Source organism: Pantoea sp. WMus005, from assembly GCF_013415305.1.
GTDB lineage: Bacteria > Pseudomonadota > Gammaproteobacteria > Enterobacterales > Enterobacteriaceae > Pantoea > Pantoea rara.
Genome location: NZ_JACBXU010000001.1, coordinates 460,100 through 486,601, shown reverse-complemented (window position 1 = coordinate 486,601; position 26,502 = coordinate 460,100). Strand labels below are relative to the sequence as shown.

The window sequence follows — 26,502 nt, the reverse complement described above, 5'->3', positions numbered from 1 at the left end:
CAGCATAGCAAAGTGATTTCACGGCTTTATGACGATTGTGCTGCGATTAATGTAAGAACAGGCATAATTACCCGACCCTGACAGATATTCCTTATTTCCTTCAATTTCTGCCTGTCAGAGGCGACTACACTCTGTCGTTTGCAGGCTCCCCATTTGATGCCTGCGCCTGGGACTACGTCACTGCTGGAGAGCATCAACAATCATGAGCACCCGACATCCTGTTATGAAAAAAACCCTGATCGTGCTGGCCCTGATCGCTGTGGCCGCGGGCGGCTACTATGCCTGGCAGCGCCACGCCCAGCCGCAGAGCAGCAGCCAGACAGATTCGCCCGCGCCACGTGGCGGCAAAGGCGGAGACGGTGCTCGTCGGCTACTCGCGCCGGTGCAGGCTGCGACCGCCACCCGTCAGAGCGTGCCGCAATACCTCAGCGGGCTGGGTACGGTGACGGCCGCGAACACGGCCACGGTACGCAGCCGGGTCAATGGCGATTTACTGGCGATCCACTTCACTGAAGGCCAGCAGGTCAACGCGGGCGATCTGCTGGCAGAAGTCGACCCACGGCCTTATCAGGTGGCGTTAACCCAGGCTCAGGGCCAGCTGGCGAAAGATCAGGCGACGCTGGCCAACGCCCGTCGCGACCTGGCGCGCTTCGAGAAGCTGGCAAAAACCTCTCTGGTGTCGCAACAGGAGCTGGATACCCAGCGCTCACTGGTCAGCGAAACGCTCGGCACCCTGAAAGCCGATGAAGGGGGTGTCGCCAGTGCGCAGCTTAATCTGACTTACAGCCGCATCACCGCGCCGATTGCGGGTCGTGTCGGCCTGAAACAGGTGGATGTCGGTAACTACGTCACCAGTGGTGACACCACCGGCATCGTGGTGATCACCCAGACGCATCCGATTGATGTGGTCTTTACCCTGGCGGAGAACAGCATCAGCGCCATTCTCACGGCGCAGAAAAGCGGCCAGTCACTGCTGGTGGAGGCCTGGGATCGCAGTAATCAGAATCTGATCGCCAGCGGCAAACTGCTGAGCCTCGATAACCAGATTGATGTCACCACCGGCACCATCAAAATTAAAGCGCGGTTTGATAATCAGGACGACACGCTGTTTCCCAATCAGTTCGTGAATGTGCGACTCAAGGTCAACACCCTGCAGGATGCGGTTGTGATCCCGCCTGCTGCATTGCAGATGGGCAACGAGGGCCACTTTGTCTGGGTGGTGAACAGTGACAACAAGGTCAGCAAGAAAAGTGTGGTGGCTGGACTGCAGGATAGTGAGAAAGTGGTGGTCAGCGCCGGTCTGGAGGCAGGCGAACGCGTGGTGACCGATGGTCTGGATCGCCTGACCGAAGGCGCGAAAGTAGAGATAGTCGCGCCGCAGAGCAACGCACCGCGCGCCACCCGCGCCACTCTGCCGTCAAAAGGAGAGCGTGAGTAATGCAGGTCATGCCTCCCGATCACAGTGGCGGGCCGTCACGCCAGTTTATTCTGCGTCCGGTCGCCACGACGCTGTTGATGATTGCGATTTTGCTGGCCGGTGTGCTGGGCTACCGCTTTCTGCCGGTCTCGGCGCTGCCGGAAGTCGACTATCCGACCATCCAGGTGGTCACGCTCTATCCGGGTGCCAGCCCGGATGTGGTCACCTCTTCCATTACCGCCCCGCTTGAGCGTCAGTTTGGTCAGATGTCGGGTCTGAAACAGATGGCGTCGCAAAGCGCCGGCGGGGCCTCGGTGGTGACGCTGCAGTTTCAGCTGACGCTGCCGCTGGATGTGGCCGAGCAGGAGGTGCAGGCAGCCATTAACTCTGCCACTAACCTGCTGCCAGACGACCTGCCCAATCCGCCGGTCTACAGCAAAGTCAACCCTGCCGACCCGCCGATCATGACGCTGGCTGTGACTACGCGCAGCATGCCGCTGACGCAGGTTCAGGACATGGTAGAAACGCGTGTCGCCCAGAAAATTTCGCAGGTCAGTGGTGTCGGGCTGGTTACTCTTTCAGGCGGTCAGCGTCCGGCGGTGCGGGTAAAAATGAATGCACAGGCGCTGGCGGCATTAGGTCTGACCAGCGAAACGGTGCGAACCGCGATCAGCAATGCCAACGTCAATTCGGCTAAAGGCAGCCTGGATGGTCCGACCCGCTCTATCACCCTGTCAGCCAATGACCAGATGAAGTCTGCGGAGGATTATCGCCAGCTGATTATCAGCTACAAAAATGGTGCGCCGGTGCGTCTGGGTGATGTGGCGACCATCGAACAGGGCGCCGAAAACAGCTGGCTCGGTGCCTGGGCTAACCGCGATGCGGCGATTGTGCTCAACGTTCAGCGTCAGCCTGGCGCCAATATTATCGCCACGGCAGATAACATCCGCGCCATGTTGCCCGCACTGACCGCTGCTTTGCCGAAGTCGGTAGACGTTAAACTGCTTACCGATCGTACCACCAATATTCGCGCCTCAGTCAATGACACGCAGTTTGAGCTGATACTGGCAATGGCGCTGGTGGTGATGATTATCTATCTGTTCCTGCGCAACGTGCCCGCCACGCTGATTCCGGCCGTGGCAGTGCCGCTGTCGCTGATCGGCACCTTTGCGGCAATGTACTTCCTCGGCTTTTCAATTAATAACCTGACGCTGATGGCGCTGACCATTGCCACCGGCTTTGTGGTCGATGATGCCATCGTGGTGATTGAGAACATCTCGCGCTACATCGAAAAAGGGGAAAAGCCGCTGACCGCCGCGCTGAAAGGTGCCGGCGAGATCGGCTTTACCATTATCTCCCTCACCTTCTCGCTGATTGCCGTGCTGATCCCGCTGCTGTTTATGGGCGACGTGATTGGCCGCCTGTTCCGGGAATTTGCGGTCACGCTGGCAGTGGCGATTCTGATTTCCGCGGTGGTCTCACTGACTCTGACGCCGATGATGTGTGCCCGGATGCTCAGTGCAGAGTCGCTGCGCAAACAGAACCGCTTTTCGCGTGCCAGCGAAGCGATGTTTGATCGTATCGTGGCCGCCTATGGCCGGGGTCTGAAACGGGTGCTGAATCATCCCTGGCTGACGCTGTCGGTCGCACTTGGCACCCTGGTGCTGACGTTGCTGCTGTGGATGGTGATCCCCAAAGGCTTTTTCCCGCAGCAGGACAACAGCATTATTCAGGGTACGCTGCAGGCACCGCAGTCGGTCTCCTACGCCAGCATGGCGCAGCGAACCCGCGACGTTGCCTCCATCATCATGAAAGATCCAGCAGTGGAGAGCATGACCTCGTTTGTTGGCGTGGATGGCACCAATGCCTCGCTGAACAGTGCGCGGCTGCAGATCAACCTCAAGCCGCTGGATCAACGCGAAGACCGCATTCCGGCCATTCAGCAGCGCCTTCAGCAGCAAGTCAGCCAGTTACCGGGCGTGCAGCTGTGGCTGCAGGCGGTGCAGGATCTCACCATTGATACCCAGGCGAGCCGTACGCCCTACCAGTTCACGCTCCAGTCGGGTTCACTGTCTTCGCTCAGTACCTGGGTTCCGGCGTTGCTGACCCGACTCAGCACCCTGCCACAGCTGCGCGATGTCAGCAGTGACTGGCAGGATCAGGGACTGGAAGCCTATGTCAACGTTGACCGCGACAGCGCCAGCCGCCTCGGCATCAGCATGGCTGACGTCGATAACGCGCTTTACAACGCGTTTGGTCAGCGGCTCATCTCCACCATCTACACCCAGGCGAATCAGTATCGTGTGGTGCTGGAGCAGGACAATAGCGCCACACCGGGGCTGGCGAGCCTGGAGGGCATTCGCCTTAACAGCAGCGAGGGCGGCAGTGTACCGCTGAGCGCCATCGCCCGCATTGAACAGCGTCACACACCGCTCGCCATTAATCATCTCGACCAGTTCCCGTCAGCGACCTTCTCCTTTAACGTGGCTGACGGCTATTCGCTGGAAGATGCGGTGAAAGCGGTGTCGCAGGCGGAAGCACAGCTTGGCATGCCTGCCGAGCTGATGACACAGTTCCAGGGCAGCACGCTGGCGTTTGAGGCGGCACTGAGCAGCACCGTCTGGCTGATTGTGGCGGCCATTGTCGCGATGTACATCGTGCTGGGTGTGCTCTATGAGAGCTTTATTCACCCAATCACCATTCTCTCAACGCTACCCACGGCGGGTGTCGGCGCACTGCTGGCGCTGATGCTCAGCGGCAATGAGCTGGATATCGTGGCGATCATCGGCATCATCCTGCTCATCGGCATCGTGAAAAAGAACGCCATTATGATGATCGACTTTGCGCTGGCGGCTGAGCGCGAACAGGGCATGAAGCCTGTTGATGCTATCTATCAGGCCTGCCTGCTGCGCTTCCGGCCGATTCTGATGACCACACTGGCCGCCCTGCTCGGCGCGCTGCCACTGATGCTCAGTTCCGGCGTCGGTGCCGAGCTACGTCATCCGCTGGGGATTGCGATGGTCGGCGGCCTGATTCTGAGCCAGGTGCTGACGCTCTTCACCACGCCGGTGATCTACCTCCTGTTTGATCGCCTGGCGCACGCTACGCGTCGTCGTTTTGGCCGCACGGAGGCCGCAGAGTGAAGTTCTTTGCCCTGTTCATCCATCGGCCCGTCGCCACCACCCTGCTGACGCTGGCCATCGCGCTGGCCGGGATACTGGGTTTTCGCCTGCTGCCGGTGGCGCCGCTGCCGCAGGTCGATTTCCCGGTGATCGTTATCTCGGCGTCCCTGCCGGGTGCCTCACCGGAGATCATGGCGTCGTCGGTAGCCACGCCGCTGGAACGCTCGCTGGGACGCATCGCAGGGGTCAGTGAAATGACCTCCACCAGTTCGCTGGGCAGCACCCGCATCATTCTGGTGTTTGATTTTGACCGCGACATCAACGGCGCGGCGCGCGATGTGCAGGCCGCGATTAATGCGGCGCAAAGCCTGCTGCCGACCGGGATGCCGTCGCGTCCGACCTATCGCAAAGTTAACCCTTCTGATGCGCCGATTATGATCATGACGCTGACCTCAGATACCTACAATCCGGGACAGCTCTATGACTACGCCTCGACCCAGCTGGCGCAGAAGCTGTCACAGATTGAGGGCGTAGGCGACGTCACCGTAGGCGGCAGTTCGCTGCCTGCGGTGCGCGTGGCGCTGAATCCCCAGGCGCTGTTTAATCAGGGCGTGTCGCTGGATGCGGTGCGCACCGCCATCTCTGACGCCAATCAGCGGCGGCCACAGGGTGCACTGGATGATTCGCAACAGCGCTGGCAGCTGCGAACCAACGACGCGCTGCAGACCGCCAGTGAATATCAGCCGCTGGTGGTGCACTACAACAATGGCGCAGCGGTCAGGCTGTCGGACGTAGCAACCGTTGAGGACTCGGTTCAGGACGTGCGCAATGCCGGGATGTCGCGCGGTAAACCTGCGGTGTTGCTGCTGATCCGCAAAACCCCTGAAGCGAATGTCATCGACACTGTAGACCGGATCCGCGCCGAAATGCCGCTGCTGCATGAGGTGATCCCCGCCGCCATCGATCTGCAGATTGCTCAGGATCGCTCGCCTACCATTCGCGCCTCGCTGCATGAAGTGGAGCAGTCGCTGATCATCGCCGTGGTACTGGTGATTCTGGTGGTGTTTGTTTTCCTGCGCTCGGGCCGTGCCACGCTGATCCCCGCCGTCGCCGTGCCGGTTTCGCTGATCGGCACCTTCGCCGCAATGTACCTGTGCGGCTTCAGCCTGAATAATCTGTCGCTGATGGCGCTGACCATTGCCACCGGCTTTGTGGTGGATGATGCGATAGTGGTGCTGGAGAACATTGCCCGCCACGTAGAAGCGGGCATGAAACCACTGGCTGCCGCACTGAAAGGGGTGCGTGAAGTCGGCTTTACTGTGCTGTCGATGAGTCTGTCGCTGATTGCGGTATTCCTGCCGCTGCTGATGATTGGCGGGCTGATTGGCCGCTTCTTCTCTGAGTTTTCCATTACCCTGTCGGTGTCGATTCTTATCTCGCTATTTATTTCTGTCACCCTGACGCCGGTGATGTGTGCGTATCTGCTGAAGCCGCACGCGCCACGCAGCCAGCCGCGTCAGCGCGGCGTGGGTCGGCTGCTGATGGCGATCCAGCAGGGCTATGGCCGGTCACTGAGCGTGGTGCTGAACCATGCACGCTGGGTGCTACTGCTGTTTTTCGCTACCATCGCCCTGACCGGCTGGCTGTTTGTTCATATCCCGAAAACCTTTATGCCGGAGCAGGATACCGGGCGACTCTCTGGCTTTATCTCTGCCGACCAGAGCATTTCGTTTCAGGCGATGCGCAGCAAGCTGCAGGATTTCATGGAGATTGTCGGCGCCGATCCGGCAGTAGAAAGCGTAGTGGGCTTTACCGGCGGGATGCGGACGAACAGCGGCTCCATGTTTATCTCGCTGAAACCGCTCTCGGAACGTAAAGAGAGCGCTATCGAAATTATCGCCCGGCTGCGCACTAAACTGGCAAAAGAGCCGGGTGCCAGTCTTTATCTGAATGCGGTGCAGGATCTGCGCGCGGGCGGTCGGGAATCGAACGCCGCTTATCAATATTCCCTGCTGTCGGACGATCTCGGTGCGCTACGGACGTGGGAGCCGAAAATCCGCGAGGCATTCTCTGCGCTGCCGCAGCTGGCCGATGTGAACTCCGATCAGCAGGATAAAGGCAGCGAGATGGCGCTGACCTACGATCGGGAAAGCATGGCGCGGCTTGGCATTGATGTCTCGCAGGCCAATGCCCTGCTGAATAACGCCTTTGGTCAGCGTCAGATCTCTACCATCTATCAGCCCCTCAACCAGTACAAAGTGGTGATGGAGATCGATCCGCGTTACACCCAGGATATCAGCGCGCTGTCACAGATGTTTGTGATAAACAGCAACGGTAAAGCGATTCCGTTGTCATGGTTCGCCCACTGGCAACCCACGAATGCCCCGCTGTCGGTGAACCACGAAGGGCTGTCGGCCGCCTCGACTATCTCGTTTAACCTGCCAGAGGGAGTGTCACTGTCACAGGCATCCGAAGCGATTGCGCGCACGATGACCGCTATTGGTGTGCCATCCAGCGTGCGCGGCAGCTTTGCCGGTACGGCGCAGGTCTTTCAGCAGTCACAAAGCAGCCAGCTCTGGCTGATGCTGGCGGCGATTGCGGCGGTCTATATCGTGCTGGGCATCCTTTACGAGAGCTATGTGCATCCGCTGACCATTCTCTCTACCCTGCCCTCGGCGGGTGTCGGGGCGTTGCTGGCGCTGGAACTGTTTGATACGCCCTTCAGTCTGATTGCGCTCATCGGTATTCTGCTGCTGATTGGTATTGTGAAAAAGAACGCCATCATGATGGTCGATTTTGCACTGGAGGCTGAGCGTAACGGCCAGCTCAGCCCGCGGGATGCGATTTTCCAGGCGTGCCTGCTGCGCTTCCGGCCGATTATGATGACCACGCTGGCGGCACTGTTTGGCGCGCTGCCGCTGGTGCTGAGCAGCGGCGACGGTGCCGAACTGCGTCAGCCACTGGGGATTACCATCGCGGGCGGCCTGGTGATGAGCCAGCTGCTGACGCTCTACACCACACCGGTGGTCTATTTAATGATGGATAAACTGCGGCGCAAAAAACGCCCGCTGACCGCCGCGCAGCAGCCGTAATGGGTGCGAAGTCGGCCGGCATGGGACGTGACGCTTTTATCGGGAGGATCGATGACTACGCAGAGCACTAACGTCCGCTGGCAACTGTGGATCGTTGCTATCGGCTTCTTTATGCAGACGCTGGATACCACCATCGTGAATACCGCGATCCCATCGATGGCGCATGACCTGGGTGTCAGTCCGTTGCACATGCATTCGGTGATCGTCTATTACGTGCTGACCGTGGCGGTAATGCTGCCAGTCAGCGGCTGGCTGGCGGATCGCTTTGGCGTGCGCAATATCTTCTTCTCCGCAATTGTGCTATTCAGCCTGGGATCGCTGCTGTGCGCCGTTTCCGGCACGCTGGATCAACTGGTACTGTCACGGGTGGTTCAGGGGATTGGCGGGGCCATGATGGTGCCGGTAGGTCGCCTGACGGTGATGAAAATCGTGCCGCGCGAGCAGTATATGTCCGCCATGACCTTTGTGACGCTGCCCGGCCAGATCGGCCCGCTGCTGGGTCCGGCGCTGGGCGGTGTACTGGTGGAGTACGCCAGCTGGCACTGGATCTTTCTGATCAATATTCCGGTTGGCATCGCAGGCGCTATCGCCACTCTGATCCTGATGCCCAATTACCGCATGCAGACGCGTCGCTTTGATTTTGGTGGCTTTATCCTGCTGGCCGCCGGGATGGCAACCCTGACACTGGCGCTGGATGGTCAGCGCAGTAGTGGCGGCTCTCCGCTGCTGCTGGGTGCCATGATCCTCATCGGTATGTTCTCTCTGCTCTTCTACCTGATGCATGCACGCGGCAATGACACTGCACTGTTCAGCCTGAAGCTGTTTGATAATCGCGTTTACGCCATTGGCCTGCTCGGCAGTTTTACCGGCCGCATCGGCAGCGGCATGCTGCCCTTTATGACGCCTATCTTTCTCCAGCTCGGCATGGGCTACAGCCCGTTTCACGCCGGTCTGATGATGATTCCGATGGTGCTGGGGAATATGGGGATGAAGCGCATTGTGGTGCGCATCGTCAATCTCTATGGCTACCGTAACGTGCTGGTGATGTCGACCGTAGCGCTGGCGCTGGTGGTGCTGCTATTTCCGCTGGTGGCGCTGCTGGGCTGGGTCTGGCTGCTGCCGCTGGTGCTGTTTCTGCAGGGGATGGTCAATGCCATTCGCTTCTCTTCGATGAATACCCTGACGCTGAAGGACCTGCCTGATGAGCTGGCGTCCAGCGGTAACAGCCTGCTGTCGATGATTATGCAACTGTCGATGAGTATTGGTGTCACCGTGGCCGGATTGTTGCTGGGGGCGTTTGCCCAGGAGAGCGTTGCGAGCAGCACGGCGGAACATCAGATGTTTATTTATACCTACCTTTGCATGTCGCTGATTATCATCCTGCCCGCGCTGGTGTTCTGGCGCGTCCCGCCACAGGTGAATACCCATGTCGATCTGCGACGCCGGAGAAAAAAATGAAACTCAACCTGCGCCTGGGTATCGGGGCCAAACTGTTTATGGCGATTTTCGCCACCTGCATGCTGGTGCTGATCACCATGCACTGGGGCGTTCGCCTCAGTTTCGAGCATGGCTTTGTCGACTACATCAAGCGCGGCAACGAGCAGCGGTTAAATCTGCTCAGCGATGCGCTGGCCGATCAGTATGAGCAGCACGGCAACTGGGATTTTTTGCGCCACAACGATCGGCTGGTCTTCACCATGCTGCGCTCGCTGGAGCAGAATCCGGACAGCAACAGTCAGCTGCCACCACACGGCTGGCGCACCCAGTTCTGGATCCTCGACCAGCAATATAAAGTACTGGCCGGACCAAAATCACCGGTGCCGCCCGAAGGCACCCGACGCAATATCACCACCAGCAATAATAAAGTCGTTGGCTGGGTGATCGGCTCGCCGCCGGAGCGGCTGACGCGCAGCACCGACATTAACTTCGATCAACAGCAGCGACGCACCAGCTGGATTATCGTCGGTCTGTCGACACTTCTGGCGGCGCTGGCGACCTGGCTGATGGCGCGCGGCCTGCTTGCCCCGGTCAAACGGCTGGTGGATGGCACCCATCACCTGGCGGCCGGTAATTTTGCTACCCGCGTGGAGGTCAGCAGCCGCGATGAGCTGGGCCAGCTGGCCGGTGACTTTAACCTTCTTGCCAGCTCGCTGGAGAAAAACGAAAGCATGCGGCGTGCCTTTATGGCCGACATCTCCCATGAACTGCGCACGCCGCTGGCTATCCTGCGCGGTGAACTGGAAGCGATGCAGGATGGGGTACGCAAACTGACGCCAGAAGCGATCGCATCGCTGCAGAGCGAAGTGGTGGTGCTGACCAAGCTGGTCGACGATCTGCATCAGCTGTCGCTGTCGGATGAGGGTGCCCTCGCCTACCGCAAACAGGCCACCGATCTGGTGCAGCTGCTGGAAGTGACGGCCGGCAGCTTTGCCGAACGCTATCGCGCGCATGGTCTGACGCTGAAACTAAATTTGCCCGATAGCGCTCCCTTCTTTGGCGATCCCGACCGCCTGATGCAGTTATTCACCAATCTGCTGGAGAACAGCCTGCGCTACACGGACAGCGGCGGGCGGGTTGAAGTCACACTGAAGTATGAACCCCCCCACTGGCGCATCGATTTTGATGACAGCGCACCCGGCGTCGACAGGGAACATCAGGCGCAGATTTTTGAGCGATTCTTCCGCACCGAAGGCTCACGCAATCGCGCCAGCGGCGGCTCCGGCCTGGGCCTGGCTATCTGTAAAAATATTGCAGACGCTCACGGCGGCGATATTCATGCGACGCACTCTGATTTAGGTGGACTGAAAATCGCGCTACACTTGCGCTATGTTCCCCTTGTATAGACGCTTATGAGCCAGGAAAACCACGATCCGCTGATTCTGGTAGTCGAAGATGAGCCGAAACTGGCGCAGCTGATGATCGATTATCTGCACGCCTCGAATTACCAGACCCATCACATCGCCGACGGCAATGCGGTGCTGGAGTATGTGCGCCAGACGCCGCCCGACCTGATGCTGCTGGATTTGATGCTGCCGGGTACCGATGGCTTAACACTGTGCCGCGAAATCCGCCGTCATTCCGAGCTGCCGATTATTATGGTCACCGCCCGCACCGAGGAGATCGATCGGTTGCTGGGGCTGGAGCTGGGCGCAGATGACTACATCTGTAAACCCTTCAGCCCACGTGAAGTGGTCGCACGGGTCAAAACGATTCTGCGCCGCGTAAAACGATCATCAGAAGAGCCGCAGAGCGCGTCGTTACTCCGGGTCGATGAGAGCCGCTTCTTCGCCAGCTGGCGCGAAAAGCCGCTGGACCTGACCCCGGCGGAGTTCCGCCTGCTGAAAACGCTGTCGCTGGAGCCCGGCAAAGTCTTTTCACGCGAACAGCTGCTCAACCATCTTTATGATGACTACCGGGTCGTCACGGATCGCACCATCGACAGCCATATCAAGAATCTGCGGCGCAAGCTGGAGAACCTGGACAGCGAGCAACCCTTTATCCGCGCCGTCTATGGCATGGGCTATCGCTGGGAAGCTGATGCCTGTCATTTGATCTAGTTTGATCCCGATCAATTTACTTCCTTTTTCTCACTGCCTACAATTTCGCACCCTTTGCAGGGCTTGATGGCCCTGCACCTGCCGCCTGAGGCGGCATACTGACCTGACATCAGTGAGAAAACCATGAAACCCGAACTGCTTTCCCCCGCCGGTACGCTGAAAAATATGCGTTATGCCTTTGCGTATGGTGCCGATGCCGTTTATGCCGGCCAGCCGCGCTACAGCCTGCGGGTGCGCAACAACGAATTCACCCATGAAAATCTCGCACTGGGCATCAACGAAGCGCACGCGATGGGTAAAAAATTCTATGTGGTGGTGAACATTGCGCCGCACAACGCCAAGCTGAAAACCTTTATTCGCGACTTAGCGCCGGTGGTAGCGATGCAGCCTGACGCGCTGATCATGTCCGATCCCGGCCTGATCATGCTGGTGCGTGATGCTTTCCCGGACATGCCGATTCATCTATCGGTGCAGGCTAATGCGGTCAACTGGGCCACGGTTAAATTCTGGCAGCAGATGGGGCTGAGCCGGGTGATTCTGTCACGCGAGCTGTCACTGGAGGAGATCGCTGAGATCCGCCAGCAGGTGCCGGAGATGGAGCTGGAAGTCTTCGTTCATGGCGCGCTCTGCATGGCCTATTCCGGTCGCTGCCTGCTATCAGGCTATATGAACAAGCGCGACCCGAATCAGGGCACCTGCACCAATGCCTGCCGCTGGGAATATAACGTGCAGGAAGGCCAGCAGGATGAGGTGGGGAATATCGTCGGTATCCACGAGCCTGTCGTGGTGCAGGATGTCACGCCTGTGCTGGGTATCGGGCAGCCCACCGACAAGGTATTTCTGCTGGAAGAGAAGATGAAGCCCGGCGAGGTGATGAGCGCGTTCGAAGATGAACACGGCACCTACATAATGAACTCGCGGGATCTGCGCGCGGTCGCGCATGTTGAGCGACTCAGCGAGATGGGCGTGCATTCGCTGAAAATTGAGGGACGCACCAAGTCCTACTATTACTGCGCCCGCACTGCCCAGGTTTATCGTCGGGCGATTGACGATGCCGCTGCCGGCAAGCCGTTTGACCCATCACTCCTGTTAACGCTGGAGGGTCTGGCACATCGCGGCTATACCGAAGGCTTCCTGCGCCGCCACACGCACGACAGCTACCAGAATTATCAGCAGGGCTTTTCAGTTTCCGATCGCCAGCAGTTTGTCGGCGAATTCACCGGCGAGCGCCGGGGCGAATGGGCTGAAGTCGCCGTGAAGAATAAGTTTATGCTGCACGACAGCGTGGAGATCATGACGCCTGACGGAAACCTGCATTGCCAGCTGGATGCGCTGCAGAATGCCCGCAGTGAACCCACTGAAGTGGCACCGGGCGATGGCCATCGCGTCTGGCTGCGGGTGCCGGAAGAGGTTGATCTGCGCTTTGCGCTGCTGCTGCGCAACTTCGATCACGGCGAAGATACTCGTGATCCACATAATCGTTTACTAACGGAAACATTTTGAGGAAATCAGAACAGGATCACAGACCCCTGTGCAGGGCTGCTTTATAGTCCCGCCTGCTGCTAATGAGTAACAACAAACGGCAGATTTACCTGGAACCACCTCATTTACCCGCCCGGCTCCCCCGTGCGGGTTTTCTTTTTTCTCTCTTTCGCCAATTATTTACTGCTGGCAGCTATGTTATAAATTCCCCTTCTTACTCTGTAGATCTTCAAGGAACGCAAAATGGATAATAAACCGCTTACGCTACTCATCCTGAATGGGAAAGGCGCAGGCAATGATGATCTGCGCGAAGCCATTACTACCCTTCGTGAAGAAGGCTTCGATATTGCGGTGCGTGTCACGTTTGAAAAAGGTGACGGCGACAGGTATGTCAAAGAGGCGATTGCGCTGAAGGCCGAGACCGTGGTGGCAGGCGGTGGCGATGGCACGATCAATGAGATCGCGACGGCGCTCGCGGCATCCAGCGCCGATCATCGTCCGGTGCTGGGCATCCTGCCGCTGGGCACCGCCAACGACTTTGCCACCAGCGTCGGCATCCCGGAAGAGATGGAACCGGCACTGCGGCTGGCGATTGAGGGCAAAGCGAATGCCATCGATCTGGCCAGAGTGAACCAGAGCCACTACTTCATCAATATGGCAACGGGCGGATTTGGCACCCGCATCACCACAGAAACCCCGGAAAAACTGAAGTCGGCGCTGGGCGGTGTCTCCTACTTTATTCACGGCCTGATGCGCATGGATACCCTGAAGCCGGATACCTGCGAGATCAGCGGTCCCGATTTCGCCTGGCAGGGTGATGCTCTGGTGATCGGTATCGGTAACGGGCGTCAGGCGGGCGGCGGTCAGCGCTTGTGCCCGTCTGCTTTGATTAATGATGGCCGCCTGGACGTCAGCATTGTCACCGCGCAGGAGCTGCTGCCAACTTTGCTGCACTCGCTGACCGGCGACGATGACAATCCTGGTATTGTCACGACGCAGCTGGCGTCACTGACCATCCGTTCGCCGCATGAGATGACCTTTAACCTTGATGGCGAGCCGCTCTCAGGACGGGAATTCGTGATTGAGGTGATGGAGGGCGCGCTGAGCTGTCGTCTGCCACCGCAGTGTGAACTCCTTTCCTGAGCCTGAGTAAGGGGGGCGAAAGCTCCCTTTTAACACCGGTCTGAATCTTTGTTTTTAAAAAATGCCTCTTTCATTTCTCCTTTTTGCCGTGCTTTGGTCCCCCTGAAACTCTCTGTGACTGGGTTCACAACTCTGCCAGCCTGACTTGTATGGTAGTATTAAAGCGCGTACTTTTTCGTCATTGAACGCTGACTGAAAGGCAAACAGGATGAAAATAGTTAAGGCGGAAGTATTTGTAACCTGCGCAGGCAGAAACTTTGTCACCGTGAAAATCACCACCGATCAGGGACTGACCGGCATTGGCGACGCCACGCTGAATGGCCGTGAATTACCGGTCGCCTCCTACCTGAAAGATCACGTCTGTCCGCAGCTGATTGGCCGCGATGCCCATCAGATCGAAGATATCTGGCAATATTTCTACAAAGGCGCTTACTGGCGTCGTGGTCCGGTGACCATGTCCGCTATTTCTGCAGTTGATATGGCATTGTGGGATATCAAAGGCAAAGCCGCCAATATGCCGGTTTACCAGTTGCTGGGCGGTGCCTCACGGACTGGCGTGATGGTCTATTGCCACACCACCGGCCATTCCATCGATGAAGTGATGGATGACTACGCGAAGCACAAAGAGCTGGGCTTCAAAGCGATTCGCGCACAGTGCGGCGTGCCGGGCATGAAGACCACATACGGGATGGCAAAAGGCAAAGGCCTGGCTTACGAGCCTGCAACCAAAGGTAACTGGCCGGAAGAGCAGTTGTGGTCAACTGAGAAATACCTCGATTTCACGCCGAAACTGTTTGCCGCTATCCGCGACAGGTTTGGTTTCGATGAGCATCTGCTGCATGACATGCACCACCGCCTGACGCCGATTGAAGCGGCGCGTTTTGGTAAGAGTGTGGAAGATTATCGCCTGTTCTGGATGGAAGATCCGACGCCTGCTGAGAATCAGGCGTGCTTCCGTCTGATCCGTCAGCACACCGTCACGCCAATTGCGGTGGGCGAAGTGTTCAACAGCATCTGGGATTGTAAGCAGCTGATTGAAGAGCAGCTGATCGACTACATCCGCACCACCATCACACATGCGGGCGGCATTACCGGTATGCGCCGTATCGCTGATTTTGCCTCGCTCTATCAGGTGCGCACTGGCTCGCATGGTCCTTCCGATCTCTCCCCGATTTGCATGGCGGCGGCGCTGCACTTTGACCTCTGGGTGCCGAACTTCGGCGTGCAGGAGTACATGGGCTTCTCTGAACAGATGATGGAGCTATTTGACGCAAACTGGACCTTTGATCAGGGCTACATGCATCCAGGTGACAAGCCGGGCCTCGGCATTGAGTTCAATGAGAAACTGGCCGCGAAATATCCCTATGAACCTGCCTATCTGCCGGTCGCCCGTCTTGAAGATGGCACCCTGTGGAACTGGTAAGGAGAACCCTATGAAAAGTGTTGTTATCGAACAGCCGGGCCAGCTGGTGATTGCTGAACGTCCGCTGCCACAACCGGCGTCAGGCGAAGTGCGGGTTAAAGTGGCGTATGCCAGCATCTGCGGTTCTGATGTGCATATCTGGCATGGTCATAATCCGTTTGCGAAATATCCACGTGTCATTGGTCACGAATTTTTTGGCGTTATCGATGCGGTGGGCGACGGTGTCAACGCGGCCCGACTCGGTGAGCGCGTGGCGGTCGATCCGGTGGTGAGCTGCGGCAGCTGCTATCCCTGCTCGGTGGGTCGTCCCAATGTTTGTACCACGCTGCAGGTGATTGGCGTGCATCGCGACGGCGGCTTCAGCGACTATGCGCTGGCTCCGGCAAAAAATGCCTGGCCATTGCCGGACGCCATTCCCGACAAACTCGCCAGTCTGGTAGAGCCTTTCACTATCGCGGCCAACATCACGGCATTCCTCAAACCGCAGCCAGACGATGTGGCGCTGATTTATGGTGCCGGTCCGATGGGTCTCACCGCCATTCAGGTGCTGAAAGGCGTCTATAAGGTCAAAACGGTGATGGTGGTGGATCGCCTGCCGGAACGTCTGGCGCTGGCTTCGCAGAGCGGTGCCGATCAGCTGTTCGATAACAGCGAAATCCCGCTGGCGGCACAGCTTGAGGGCATCCAGCCAACGCTGATTATTGATGCGGCCTGCCATCCCTCTATTCTGGCGGAAGCCGCAGCGCTCGCCTCTCCGGCCGCGCGCATCGGCCTGCTGGGCTTCTCCGGCGAACCGTGCAGCATTACTCAGCAAAGCCTGACCAGCAAAGAGCTGTCGCTGTTTACCTCCCGCCTGAACAGTAACCGCTTCCCGCAGGTGATTGACTGGATAGAGAAAGGATTAATCCAGCCAGAGAAACTGGTCACCCACTACTTCCCGCTGCTGGAGATTGAACGCGCGATGACCCTGTTCGAAAAAGATCCCCGCACCTGCTGCAAAGTCATACTTCAGATGGGTTAAGTCTCTGCTCAACACCAGGTCACCTGAGCCGACGTTCGCGCCGGTACAACGATAACGATAAAACAGATCACGGAGTTTTTATGTTCAAGAATCTGCGCTGGACCCTCGTTTTACTGCTGTTCCTGGTTTACATGATCAACTACCTCGATCGTGTCGCCCTGTCGCTGACGGTGCCGCTGGTGGAGAAAGATCTGGCGATTAATGCTGAGCAGTTCGGCATGATTTTCGGCAGCTTCTTCTTTGGCTATGCCCTGTTTAACTTTGTCGGCGGCCTCGCTGTTGATCGTTTTGGACCTAAAGTGGTGCTGGCTGTGGCGGTCGGTGCCTGGTCCATTTTCTGCGGCATGACCGCGCTGGCGACCGGCTTCTGGTCGCTGCTGATCCTGCGCGTGCTGTTTGGCATGGCTGAAGGCCCGATCTGTTCCTCCGCTAACAAGGCGATTAATGGCTGGTTTCCGAAGAAACAGGCCGCAACGGCTATGGGCTTGCTGAGCGCCGGCTCACCACTGGGTGGCGCGGTCGCCGGTCCGATCATTGGTTATCTGGCCCTGGCCTACGGCTGGCGTCCGGCGTTTGTGGTCGTCTGCTGTATCGGTCTGATATGGATGGCGTTCTGGCTGTTCTTCGCCGCAGATAACCCAGCGAAGAGCAAACGCGTGAGCGAAGAGGAGCGTCTGCTGATTGATCGCCTGAAAGCCACCAACCCGAATGATGAGGTCGACCTGGCAGAAACGCCACATCCCTTTGGCTACTACCTCCGTCAGCCGATTATCCTGGTCACCGCGTTTGCCTTCTTCTGCTACAACTACATCCTGTTCTTCTTCCTGAGCTGGTTCCCGGCCTATCTGGTGCAGGCGCACAGCCTGGATATCAAATCGATGAGCATCACCACCATGATCCCGTGGATTGTCGGATTCGTTGGCCTGGCGCTGGGTGGCTGGATCTCCGATAAAATCTTCAATATCACCGGCAAACTGTTGTTGTCCCGTAAAATTGTGCTGGTGGTCTCACTGCTGGCAGCCGCAATTTGTGTAGCACTGGCGGGTACGATAAAAGAAGTTGTTCCCGCCGTGATGATGATGTCGGTGTCGATTTTCTTTCTCTACATCACCGGTGCGATCTACTGGGCGATTATTCAGGATGTGGTGCACAAGAGTCGTATCGGCAGCATCAGCGGCTTTATCCATCTGGTGGGTAGCCTCTCCGGTATCATCGGGCCGATCGTCACAGGCTTTATTGTTCAGCACACCGGCAAATTCGATAGCGCCTTTATCCTTGCCGGTTGTGTCGCGGCGCTGGGTGCCTTCCTGGTGTTGTTTGTGATTCGCAGTCCGAAAACCGGGGATAAACCGGTTTCGGTCTGAGTGTTGTTCCACTAACAGAACGATGATTTTGGGGCGCTTTGCGCCCCGTTTTCCATTAAGGACGGATTATGTTACAGCTTGATCGCCTGCCCGCTGACGTACAGCGCCCCGTTTACGACCGCAGCAAATTAAAAACCCGCATGGTACATATCGGTTTTGGTGCCTTTCACCGTGCTCATCAGGCACTGTGCAGCGATAAGCTTGCTGCACAGGGAAGCGACTGGGGGTATTGCGAAGTTAACCTCAACAGTGGCGCACTGATTCAGGCACTGCGTGAGCAGCATCTGCTCTATACCCTCACTGAGATGGCCGATGATTCACTGCAGACCCGGGTAATTGGCGTTATTACCGAGGCGCTACACGGTAAAAGTGACGGTATTGAGGCAGTGATTAACGCAATGTGTCAGCCAGACGTGGCCATTGTCTCCATGACCGTCACCGAGAAAGGCTACTGCCACCAGCCCGTCAGTGGAAATTTAAATCCCGATCATCCTGATATCGTGCACGATCTGCAGAATCCGGACTCGCCTCGCTCGCTGCCGGGTCTGATTCTGGCCGCGATTCGCCGCCGACGGGAGCAGGATCTGCCTGCGTTCAGCGTCATGTCCTGCGACAACATGCCGGAAAATGGTCACGTCACCCGTAATGTGATTGTGCAGCTGGCACAGCATCAGGATCCGGCGCTGGCAGACTACATTCAGCAGCACATCACCTTCCCCTCAACCATGGTGGATCGCATCGTTCCGGCCATGACCGATGCGGCATTTGCCGCGCTGAACGCCCGCCTGGGTTGCAGCGATCCGGTTGCGGTTGAAGCGGAACCCTTCTTCCAGTGGGTGATCGAGGATAACTTCGTTAATGGTCGTCCGGCGTGGGAAAAAGCGGGCGCAGAACTGGTCAGCGACGTCCTGCCCTATGAAGAGATGAAACTGCGGATGTTGAATGGCAGTCACTCTTTCCTGGCTTATCTTGGCTTCCTGGCGGGTTATGAGTACATCAGCGACTGTATGGCCGATCCGCATTTCCGCGCCGCCGCCCGTTCACTGATGGTCGATGAGCAAGCCCCGACGCTGCGCACTCAGGGCGTGGATCTCAATGCATACGCTGATTCGCTGATAGCCCGTTATGAAAACCGTGCGATTAAACATCGCACCGGACAGATTGCCACTGACGGCACCCAGAAATTGCCACAACGTATGCTCGATAGCCTGCGCTGGCACCTGCAGCGCGGCAGCGACTGCGACCTGCTGCTGCTGGGCGTGGCGGGCTGGATGCGCTATGTCGGCGGCATTGACGAGAAGCATCAACCGATTGAGATTCGCGACCCGATGCAGAAGCAACTGGCTGAGTGCGTTGCCGCCAGCGACGATGGCGAGGCTCGCGTGCGGGCGTTACTCTCCCTTCGCGAAGTGTTTGGCGAGGACCTGCTGCAAAATGGAGACGTGGTTGCCCGACTGACTGCCTGGTATCAGCAACTGACCACGCAGGGCGCTCGCGCCACGGTCCATCAGTGTCTCAAGCGTGGATAATGGCGGTTAACAAAGCGCTGGCGCAGATGCAGCGCCCTGATTAGACTGACACTTTCCCATCGTGCTGGCCTTAGCCAGCCGTAATATGGATATTGCTGCATGTCGATCGCCTATACCATTACCACCAGCGAACCGGTGAATCAGCAGATTTATCGTTATCTGCGCAAAGATATCGTTACCTGTGCCATTCAGCCGGGTTCGCTGCTCTCTGAAAAAGAGGTTTCCGCGCGCTTCAACGTCTCGCGCCAGCCAGTGCGCGAAGCGTTCATCAAGCTTGCCGAAGCCGGACTGGTACAGGTATTACCGCAGCGCGGCACCTTCGTGCGTAAAATCTCCGCTAAGCGGGTGGCGGATGGCCGTTTTATCCGTGAGGCGGTTGAAGTGTCAGTGGTGCGTCGTGCAGCGCTGGAGATAGACGATTCAGCCCTGATGGCGCTGGAACATAACCTGCAGCTGCAGCGCATGGCCGGTGAGCGCCATGACAGCCAGGGTTTTCTGACTCTGGACGATGAGTTTCATCGCCTGATCGCTGAAAGTATTGACTGCAAGCTGGCCTGGGAGACGGTGGAAAACATTAAAGCCGCCATGGACCGGGTACGGTTTCTGACGCTGAGTGAAGTCTCTCCACCGGAGAAGCTGATTGAGCAGCATGAAGAGATTTTTGCCGCGCTGAAACATCACGACGCCGACGCCGCCGAAGCAGCGATGCGTCGCCATCTGCAGGAGATGATCTTCTCCATCACCCCGATTGCGGAGCGTAACAGCGCCTGGTTTGAGGCACCCTAATCGCTCATCGCCCGCATCGCCTGATTAAAAGGCTGATGCGGGCCTTTGCCGTCACCACCATTGATGAAAATGGTGAACCGGCCCGATACCCTTCCCGACCTCCAGCGAATCCGCCAGTAATAACGCCTGTTGTAACCAGTTTTTGGCTTCCCCAATCGTCGCTGCCCAGTCAGCATGGCGCGGCCGCAACGCGGCTAAGGCGGCCGACAGCGTACAGCCGGTGCCATGCGTATGACGGGTATTCACGCGCGGTGTGCTGAATCGCTGCTCTGCTGAGTACGTGATCAGCCAGTCCGGACTTTCCTTCGCCGTCAGATGCCCGCCTTTCATCAGCACAGCCTGACAGCCCAGAGCCAGCAATGCCCTTCCCTGCTCGCGCATCTCTTCCTCATCGCTGGCGACAGCACAATCGAGCAACGCCGCCGCTTCCGGCAGATTAGGTGTAATCAGCGAGACCTGCGGCAACAATAGCTCCCGAACGCTGGCCACGGCATCTGGCGAGAGCAGCGCATCGCCACTTTTCGCGACCATGACCGTATCCAGCACCACGAACGGGATCGCAGCTCGCCTCAGCCTTGCCGCAACCTGCTCTACAATAGCGGTTTCTGACAGCATGCCGATTTTTGCGCTGTCGATGCGGACGTCGTCCAGCACCGAATCGAGCTGGGCGGCGACAAAGTCAGGTGCAATGCGATAGACCGACTGAACGCCGAGCGTGTTCTGTGCCACCAGCGCGGTGATCACGCTGGTGCCGTAGGCTCCCAGTGCCGAGAAGGTTTTGAGATCGGCCTGAATCCCTGCGCCGCCGCTGGGATCGGTACCGGCAATTGTCAGGGCATTAATGCGCTTCATGTTCCACCTCCAGCGTCCAGAGTGCATCAATAAACGCGGTGGCGAAACTACCCGGTCCGGTGGCCAGCGCCGCCGCCTTTTCACCCGATAGAGCCATTACCTGACAGGCCGTCGCAATGTTCATCAGCCGATCGCCCGGCAGACTGCTGAACCCCGCTACCACGGCCGAGAGCGCGCAGCCGGTCCCGACCACCCGCGTCATTAAGGGGCTTCCCCCGCTTATAGCGAGGGTCCGCTGACCATCCGTGACATAGTCCACTTCACCGGTGACGATAACCAGCGTGCTCCAGGTGTCAGCAAGTTGCTGTGCCGCATCGAGTGCCGCATCCGCCTGATGCAGCGTATCGACACCGCGTCCGCCGCTGGCCTGCTGCGCCAGCGCGAGAATCTCTGACGCGTTACCGCGAATCACCGCCGGTTGCTGGCTTAATAGCTGCTGGCAGAAGTTACTGCGCAGCGTCAGCGCGCCGACAGCGACCGGATCGAGTGTCCAGGGCGTGCCCGCCTCCTGGGCCGCGATTACCGCAGCCTGCATCGCCTGCTGGCGCTCGCGGGTCAGGGTGCCCACGTTGATCAGCAGCGCATCAGCGATGCGGCTAAACTCTGCCGCTTCTTCAGCATCAATAACCATTGCCGGTGAAGCATTAAGTGCCAGCAAGACGTTGGCGGTGAAGTTCTGCACCACGTCGTTAGTCATGCAGTGCACCAGCGGTGAGTGAAGGCGGAAAGTGTGCAGAATGGGCGCGAAATGCGCGAGAGAAAGGTGTTGAGATTGATGAGTCATCGTAGCTCCCAACCGGCGAACAAGAAGGCGAATGCGGTCAGGCATCAGACTTCCCTACGCTGGCATTATCCAGTTCAGGTCAGCGGGTTTTTCTCAGCCCTTTCCGTGTGGAAAGCGGCACCCCGAGTCATATAGATATTACTCCATCTATTAGCAGCTTAAGGGAAGGGGCTTGTTTGCACAAGCCTGCTTCAGGGCAAAGACAATCCGTCTTTTCAGCTTGCTGAAAACGAGTGTGGGTTACAAAACAATGAGGGCAATGCAAATCCGCCTGTTAGTGATGTATGCGAGCCTATAACAACGCTGGATGTTACCCTTCGCCCTCCTTTTCAAATCGTTGTTCAACCCTATAGTAAAAATGGGTCTGCTGGGGCAGGACAATTATTCGATTTCTTACCACTATCTTCAGACGGGTGTGCTGCTGTTCATGGCACTTTATCCACTTCAGTTCCATCACGTCTTGATAGCCATTTTTGATGATCTGTTCGTCGGAAAATACATTCAGAGGGTAATGTATTCATGCTTCTGATGAAGACATTACGAATATTGAGGGTATTTAATCAATGTGATGTTTTTCAGGCTCAAAGCCATATTGATTGTCGGATACCTACAAAACTGAGTTTCACGCAGAGTAATCTCCAGGGGAGACAAAGAATATGTCGCAAAAAATCTGATCGGAAATTGACCGGTTCAGAGAAATGCCTGCACTGTAAGCGGCGATAATGTTCACTGTCGCAGTCTCTGCAGTGTCATTACGCTTTTCTTCATATGGGTCACAACCCTAACTGCATTACGATTCTGGTCTCGCTGATTAGTCACATGAAATTGTGGCTGTCATATTTCCTTTATATTTACCGGGCGTTGTTGGATCAGGAATATTATCCAGTTTCAGCGAGTAATCACCCAACCCTCCCGTCCATTGCCCTGTGCCACTATTCCACGTTGTACCCGGTACAGAATAAGTCAAAAAATGTGTTCCGTCAGTAATCGTCCCTTTGCTGCCATTATTAGCATTGGGTTTGAAAGCGAGCATTCCCGTGCCGGTTGACGCAGACGTAATTTGTATCGCGTTGACTGCTTTGCCTGGTACAAGGTCAGGGATGGCTGGAGAGGTGACAACATTTACAGAGCAGGTTCTGTTTGCGGGTACAGTTACCCAGTCGCCACTGAATATGCCAGGCGCCTTTGTACTCCACAAACCCACATACCGCCGAAGTTCATTATTACAATGATTACTCAGCGTTGCTGAATAATTAAGTGAAGCTCCCCATGCCAGGGATGAGGTTAACGCCCCCCAACCTGTAATAGTGACTCCGGTCATTGTACCCGAGACGATATCCAGACATTGCTCTGCTGCCCTATCACGAACAGCATTGCCATCGGCGGTAGCTTTGAGCGCAAACGTATAGACGCCACCGCCACCAAGTACAACAGTAGTATTTTTTCCCACCGCGGCTAAACCTGGAGAGTTAGCCTCAATGGTTACAGCGTTAACGGGCAATGAATTTAACATTGTCAGAAAAACAAAAACTGATCCGCTGAATTTATAGATTTCATTTTTTCTGGATAATACAGCAATCATAAAACTCTCTCTGAATAATAAATAAACAGGCAGTGATCTAAGGACCACTGCCTTTTGAATTACTCGTAGTCGACAGTCAGTGTAACGATACTTTTCAGATTACCTGCGGTAACGGCTTCCGTACCCGTTTTCATCAATTTGGTTAAAAACGTCATATTGACAGCATTGTTTGACACCGCATATTCAACGCTGTTATTACCTGCTGGATTGAGCTGAGTTGCCTGAGTCGGACCTCCCCATACCCCAACACCTACTCCAGACGCACCTTCAGCCAACGTATTGGAAAAAAGAGTGCTGTCGGTAGTATCAGCTATACCTGAAGCAGTCACTTTGACTTTGGTTGTTCCCGCCCCACACTCTGTCAAATTGAGAGTGAATTGTTGCGTGGCACCAATTTTGTCACTCCCAAAATCATCTACCGATACCCGGTTCATGTTCACGTCTTTTCCAGCCGCTGTCCAATCCGGCGTACAGGTATTCGCTACTACGTTGGCGGAGATATTAATCGTTGCGGATTCGGAAGCAGCCTGCGCCCCAATAGAAACCGTTAACATTGCAGCCGCAATGCCACCCATAACAAAAGCATTTTTAAATTTAATAAACTTCATATTGTGCAGAGCCTTTTTTAAAATTTGATAGTTAAATGAAATTCACATCACCGCGAATGGGGTGTGAATAAAAAGCCAATCCTTTAGCCACTAACGACAGACTTCCTGATGCTGAACGAGAACGGACTGCGTTTTCACTGGCAACACATATCGCACCGTACATTGCTGTTCGGCGCCCTGTCCCCACTTCGCTTTCAGTTCTCCTTTCAAAGCCATTCCAGACAAATAAACCTGTCCCCCATCCCCAACCAGACCACTGTTTTCTCCGCCGACGATGCTGACGGTAGAACCAAATGGTAAGGGTTGATTCTTATGCATTAGCGTCATAAGAACGCGAAATCCCGTGCGAGTCTTAAAATCTGCTCGCACCAGCGCCCCATGCGTAGGGACAACACGGGTTACTGCGTTATCGATTTCCGTATGGTCATCCAGTTGATTAACGTCCAGCGCGATTCTGTTTTCCCGATACATGCTGGCGTAAGGCAACAAAGTATATCCCCTGGCGTCCGTGCGGATGCCTGTGGCATTTGCTACCGGAACACCGGCAGCGCCCGGCGCCGCCACCAATACATTGGTGATACCCAGCGGCTGCCCGAGTGTTAACCCGCCGCTATGCAGAACTGCACTACCAGACAGCCCGTAACGATACTGCTTATAGTTACGGCTGTAGCCATATCCCGCAGAGGCATTGCCATAGGTCCCCTGGTAGGCCAGGGAAGCATCACCGCTTCCGCCATCCCGACGTCCATACCCTTGAGAAACGGCCCAGTTGAGATTTCCTTCCTCCAGTGCGGTACCGCTCAGACCAACCTGATTTGTGATATGTCCCTGATTGTCTCGATTCGCACTGTAATTCGCCCACAAAGAGTGGTTGTTGCCGTCTGCAAATAAATCATTCAGTGGCACTGACAGTGTGAGATAAAGCGTTTTATCGGCACTCTTTTGCCCGCTGTAGCGGGTTTGTCCATAAGAAACGCTGTAATTAATCTTTTTAAAGACGCTGCTAAAACCAGCCTGAAGAGAATGAGTCGTTGATGCGTTGTTCCAATAGGTCTGACGGGTCCCCGTGAGATACAAAGAGCCCATATCCCCCAGACGTTGAGTGATATTTGCCTGAAATCGGTCACGTTTATTGCTGTACAGATCGTAGTGATCAACCCAGTTTTGCTTCAGCGGACGTCCTGCCGCATCCACATCCAGGGTGTTATTCATCCATCCCGACATTCTCTTCAGTGCCGTTTCATCCAGCGTGTGGAATCCCTCTGTAGAATAACGGTATCCAACTAATTGAAACGTGGTTCCTGTGGAAACCAGCGAGCGACCAAAAAGAAAACGCAACGACTGCCCCTGGTGCCTGGAACCGTCTGCCAGCGTACTGGTTGCCTGGGTAATATCGGCAGATGCCGCCCCCCACATACCTAAATTTACCCCTGCACCCAACGCGAACGCTCGGTATTGATCAGCCAGTTGAACACCGCTATAGGCGGTTAAATTATGAGGCAAACCCATAAGGAGAGTTCCCTGCATAAATGCCGGTTTATCATAGCGATCTGACGTATTGCGATAGCGACCAGCAGTCATACCGTAGCGAATATGCCCTGCACGTTGCAGCACCGGTACAGAAGAATAAGGAACCGTAAATACCCTTACGGAGCCATCGGCCTCGGTCACTGCCACCTCAAGATCGCCACCCGAAGAGAGTGGATATAGATCGTTAATAACGAAAGCCCCTGCGGCAACATAGGTACGGTAAATAACACTACCATTCTGCCGAATACTGACTTCTGCATTACTCCCTGCTATTCCTTTTACAACAGGCGCATAGCCACGCATGGTCTCCGGATACATTTCATCATCTGTTGCTATTCTCACCCCGCGAAAAGCCAGAGGATCAAACACATCGCTACTCGTCGAGCTGTCGCCAAGCGTCAACTCACTACGCCACGGGATAATAGCGCGCTGGAGGTAGGTGTTAATGTGTTGCCATTGCTGTTTACGGCTGTAACGATTTTCGTAATAACTCCAGGTGCTATTATCCCGCAGACGCCAGGGGCCAACATTAAACCCGCTCATCAGGTTCAGATATTGACTGTGGCTGTTACCATACTCGCCATGGTTTTCACTTCCGCTGAATTGCCAGCTCATTAAAGCTGCACTGATGCCTTCATCCCATTGCTCAGGTGGAATCCAACCGCGAGGATTATTCTGTAAGGCGACTTGCGGAATGCTGATGTCCAGGCGCATTTTCTGAAAATCAAAAATAACCCTGGCATCAGGAATATATCTGCCCGGAGAGAGGCACTGATCCACTGGACGCCTGGTTAACTCAGGAAACGCAGTAGTTTTCACCCCCATTTCAACAAGGTCTTTTGTGGTAAGGCATGGCATCAGACCGGTTGAATCACGCAAATTATTTTCAGGCTTTTCATCATCGGCGGAAACAAACCGTATATTCCGGGAAGCAATGCTATTTCTGTTCAGATAAACATCGACGAAATATGTCCCTGGAAGCTGAGCACCCTTGCTGGAAAATCGTGATAAATCCGCCACAGAATCAATATCATTGGAAATCATTGATGCGTCAAACTGGATTTCAGCATGAACAACGCCGGAAATTGCCATTAAAACACCCCAGGCAGAAAACGCAATGCAAGATATCCCCTGCTTATTATTTTTCAAAATAAAACCTGTTCACCCGGATAAAAATTACATTGGCAAAAGCATTATCTTTTATAATAAA

Annotated in this window: 18 protein-coding genes and 1 riboswitch; of the genes, 13 read left to right on the top strand and 5 right to left on the bottom strand. The window is 56.1% G+C overall.

Going from position 1 to position 26,502, the window contains the following annotated elements; all coding sequences use genetic code 11:
- The first annotated feature begins 202 nt into the window (after positions 1 to 202).
- The 13 genes from HZZ01_RS02120 to HZZ01_RS02060 all read left to right on the top strand — a co-directional run bounded on the left by HZZ01_RS02120 (position 203) and on the right by HZZ01_RS02060 (position 19,936).
- Complete coding sequence (locus tag HZZ01_RS02120; RefSeq protein ID WP_179895303.1) at positions 203 to 1,438, top strand: MdtA/MuxA family multidrug efflux RND transporter periplasmic adaptor subunit; 1,236 nt, start codon at positions 203 to 205, stop codon at positions 1,436 to 1,438.
- Positions 1,438 to 4,560: an MdtB/MuxB family multidrug efflux RND transporter permease subunit gene (locus tag HZZ01_RS02115; RefSeq protein WP_179895302.1), complete on the top strand. Its 3,123-nt coding sequence runs from the start codon at positions 1,438 to 1,440 to the stop codon at positions 4,558 to 4,560. Before HZZ01_RS02120 ends, HZZ01_RS02115 begins: the two co-directional genes overlap by 1 nt.
- Positions 4,557 to 7,631 (top strand): multidrug efflux RND transporter permease subunit MdtC, encoded by a 3,075-nt coding sequence (gene mdtC / locus HZZ01_RS02110; protein ID WP_179895301.1) that lies wholly within the window; start codon positions 4,557 to 4,559, stop codon positions 7,629 to 7,631. The genes HZZ01_RS02115 and mdtC overlap by 4 nt, the downstream gene beginning before the upstream one ends.
- Before the next feature lie 51 nt (positions 7,632 to 7,682).
- Positions 7,683 to 9,089, top strand: coding sequence for an MFS transporter (locus tag HZZ01_RS02105; RefSeq protein ID WP_179895300.1), 1,407 nt, complete (start codon positions 7,683 to 7,685; stop codon positions 9,087 to 9,089).
- Complete coding sequence (baeS, locus tag HZZ01_RS02100; protein WP_179895299.1) at positions 9,086 to 10,474, top strand: two-component system sensor histidine kinase BaeS; 1,389 nt, start codon at positions 9,086 to 9,088, stop codon at positions 10,472 to 10,474. Before HZZ01_RS02105 ends, baeS begins: the two co-directional genes overlap by 4 nt.
- A 6-nt stretch (positions 10,475 to 10,480) precedes the next feature.
- A complete protein-coding gene (gene baeR / locus HZZ01_RS02095; protein ID WP_179895298.1) occupies positions 10,481 to 11,188 on the top strand; it encodes a two-component system response regulator BaeR in 708 nt (235 codons plus the stop codon).
- Between the two features lie 123 nt (positions 11,189 to 11,311).
- Entirely contained in the window at positions 11,312 to 12,691 is a 1,380-nt protein-coding gene (gene yegQ, locus HZZ01_RS02090; RefSeq protein ID WP_179895297.1) for a tRNA 5-hydroxyuridine modification protein YegQ, read from the top strand.
- Positions 12,692 to 12,913: 222 nt separating this feature from the next.
- Positions 12,914 to 13,813 carry a lipid kinase YegS gene (gene yegS / locus HZZ01_RS02085; protein ID WP_179895296.1) on the top strand — a complete coding sequence of 300 codons (900 nt, stop codon included), beginning with the start codon at positions 12,914 to 12,916 and terminating at the stop codon, positions 13,811 to 13,813.
- 208 nt (positions 13,814 to 14,021) lie between these two features.
- Positions 14,022 to 15,236 (top strand): D-mannonate dehydratase ManD, encoded by a 1,215-nt coding sequence (gene manD / locus HZZ01_RS02080; protein WP_179895295.1) that lies wholly within the window; start codon positions 14,022 to 14,024, stop codon positions 15,234 to 15,236.
- Positions 15,237 to 15,246: 10 nt separating this feature from the next.
- Positions 15,247 to 16,257, top strand: a complete 1,011-nt coding sequence (locus HZZ01_RS02075) for a Zn-dependent oxidoreductase (protein ID WP_179895294.1) — start codon at positions 15,247 to 15,249, stop codon at positions 16,255 to 16,257.
- Between the two features lie 80 nt (positions 16,258 to 16,337).
- Positions 16,338 to 17,621 (top strand): MFS transporter, encoded by a 1,284-nt coding sequence (locus tag HZZ01_RS02070; RefSeq protein ID WP_179895293.1) that lies wholly within the window; start codon positions 16,338 to 16,340, stop codon positions 17,619 to 17,621.
- Between the two features lie 68 nt (positions 17,622 to 17,689).
- The gene (locus HZZ01_RS02065; RefSeq protein WP_179895292.1) at positions 17,690 to 19,150 is read left to right on the top strand and encodes a mannitol dehydrogenase family protein; all 1,461 of its coding nucleotides are present in this window, start codon (positions 17,690 to 17,692) and stop codon (positions 19,148 to 19,150) included.
- A 99-nt stretch (positions 19,151 to 19,249) separates the two neighbouring features.
- Positions 19,250 to 19,936 carry a GntR family transcriptional regulator gene (locus HZZ01_RS02060; RefSeq protein ID WP_179895291.1) on the top strand — a complete coding sequence of 229 codons (687 nt, stop codon included), beginning with the start codon at positions 19,250 to 19,252 and terminating at the stop codon, positions 19,934 to 19,936.
- A gap of 51 nt (positions 19,937 to 19,987) precedes the next feature.
- Here HZZ01_RS02060 and thiD read toward each other — a convergent pair whose 3' ends face one another.
- The 5 genes from thiD to HZZ01_RS02035 form a co-directional block, all read right to left on the bottom strand.
- Positions 19,988 to 20,788: a bifunctional hydroxymethylpyrimidine kinase/phosphomethylpyrimidine kinase gene (gene thiD / locus HZZ01_RS02055; RefSeq protein WP_179895290.1), complete on the bottom strand. Its 801-nt coding sequence runs from the start codon at positions 20,786 to 20,788 to the stop codon at positions 19,988 to 19,990.
- Positions 20,775 to 21,572 (bottom strand): hydroxyethylthiazole kinase, encoded by a 798-nt coding sequence (gene thiM / locus HZZ01_RS02050; protein ID WP_179895289.1) that lies wholly within the window; start codon positions 21,570 to 21,572, stop codon positions 20,775 to 20,777. Before thiM ends, thiD begins: the two co-directional genes overlap by 14 nt.
- A gap of 34 nt (positions 21,573 to 21,606) precedes the next feature.
- Positions 21,607 to 21,707, bottom strand: a riboswitch (TPP riboswitch).
- Between the two features lie 676 nt (positions 21,708 to 22,383).
- Positions 22,384 to 23,154: a hypothetical protein gene (locus tag HZZ01_RS02045; RefSeq protein ID WP_179895288.1), complete on the bottom strand. Its 771-nt coding sequence runs from the start codon at positions 23,152 to 23,154 to the stop codon at positions 22,384 to 22,386.
- A gap of 59 nt (positions 23,155 to 23,213) precedes the next feature.
- The gene (locus HZZ01_RS02040) at positions 23,214 to 23,762 is read right to left on the bottom strand and encodes a fimbrial protein (protein WP_179895287.1); all 549 of its coding nucleotides are present in this window, start codon (positions 23,760 to 23,762) and stop codon (positions 23,214 to 23,216) included.
- Positions 23,763 to 23,852: 90 nt separating this feature from the next.
- The gene (locus HZZ01_RS02035; protein WP_255434084.1) at positions 23,853 to 26,441 is read right to left on the bottom strand and encodes a fimbrial biogenesis usher protein; all 2,589 of its coding nucleotides are present in this window, start codon (positions 26,439 to 26,441) and stop codon (positions 23,853 to 23,855) included.
- Positions 26,442 to 26,502 lie beyond the last annotated feature (61 nt).

Coding starts and splice junctions, on each gene's coding strand:
- yegQ (WP_179895297.1), top strand. CDS start 11,312: ATGAAACCCGAACTGCTTTCCCCCGCCGGTACGCTGAAAAATATGCGT.
- baeS (WP_179895299.1), top strand. CDS start 9,086: ATGAAACTCAACCTGCGCCTGGGTATCGGGGCCAAACTGTTTATGGCG.
- yegS (WP_179895296.1), top strand. CDS start 12,914: ATGGATAATAAACCGCTTACGCTACTCATCCTGAATGGGAAAGGCGCA.
- HZZ01_RS02075 (WP_179895294.1), top strand. CDS start 15,247: ATGAAAAGTGTTGTTATCGAACAGCCGGGCCAGCTGGTGATTGCTGAA.
- HZZ01_RS02120 (WP_179895303.1), top strand. CDS start 203: ATGAGCACCCGACATCCTGTTATGAAAAAAACCCTGATCGTGCTGGCC.
- HZZ01_RS02040 (WP_179895287.1), bottom strand. CDS start 23,762: ATGAAGTTTATTAAATTTAAAAATGCTTTTGTTATGGGTGGCATTGCG.
- thiM (WP_179895289.1), bottom strand. CDS start 21,572: ATGACTCATCAATCTCAACACCTTTCTCTCGCGCATTTCGCGCCCATT.
- HZZ01_RS02105 (WP_179895300.1), top strand. CDS start 7,683: ATGACTACGCAGAGCACTAACGTCCGCTGGCAACTGTGGATCGTTGCT.
- HZZ01_RS02065 (WP_179895292.1), top strand. CDS start 17,690: ATGTTACAGCTTGATCGCCTGCCCGCTGACGTACAGCGCCCCGTTTAC.
- baeR (WP_179895298.1), top strand. CDS start 10,481: ATGAGCCAGGAAAACCACGATCCGCTGATTCTGGTAGTCGAAGATGAG.
- HZZ01_RS02045 (WP_179895288.1), bottom strand. CDS start 23,154: ATGATTGCTGTATTATCCAGAAAAAATGAAATCTATAAATTCAGCGGA.
- HZZ01_RS02060 (WP_179895291.1), top strand. CDS start 19,250: ATGTCGATCGCCTATACCATTACCACCAGCGAACCGGTGAATCAGCAG.
- HZZ01_RS02115 (WP_179895302.1), top strand. CDS start 1,438: ATGCAGGTCATGCCTCCCGATCACAGTGGCGGGCCGTCACGCCAGTTT.
- manD (WP_179895295.1), top strand. CDS start 14,022: ATGAAAATAGTTAAGGCGGAAGTATTTGTAACCTGCGCAGGCAGAAAC.
- HZZ01_RS02070 (WP_179895293.1), top strand. CDS start 16,338: ATGTTCAAGAATCTGCGCTGGACCCTCGTTTTACTGCTGTTCCTGGTT.
- thiD (WP_179895290.1), bottom strand. CDS start 20,788: ATGAAGCGCATTAATGCCCTGACAATTGCCGGTACCGATCCCAGCGGC.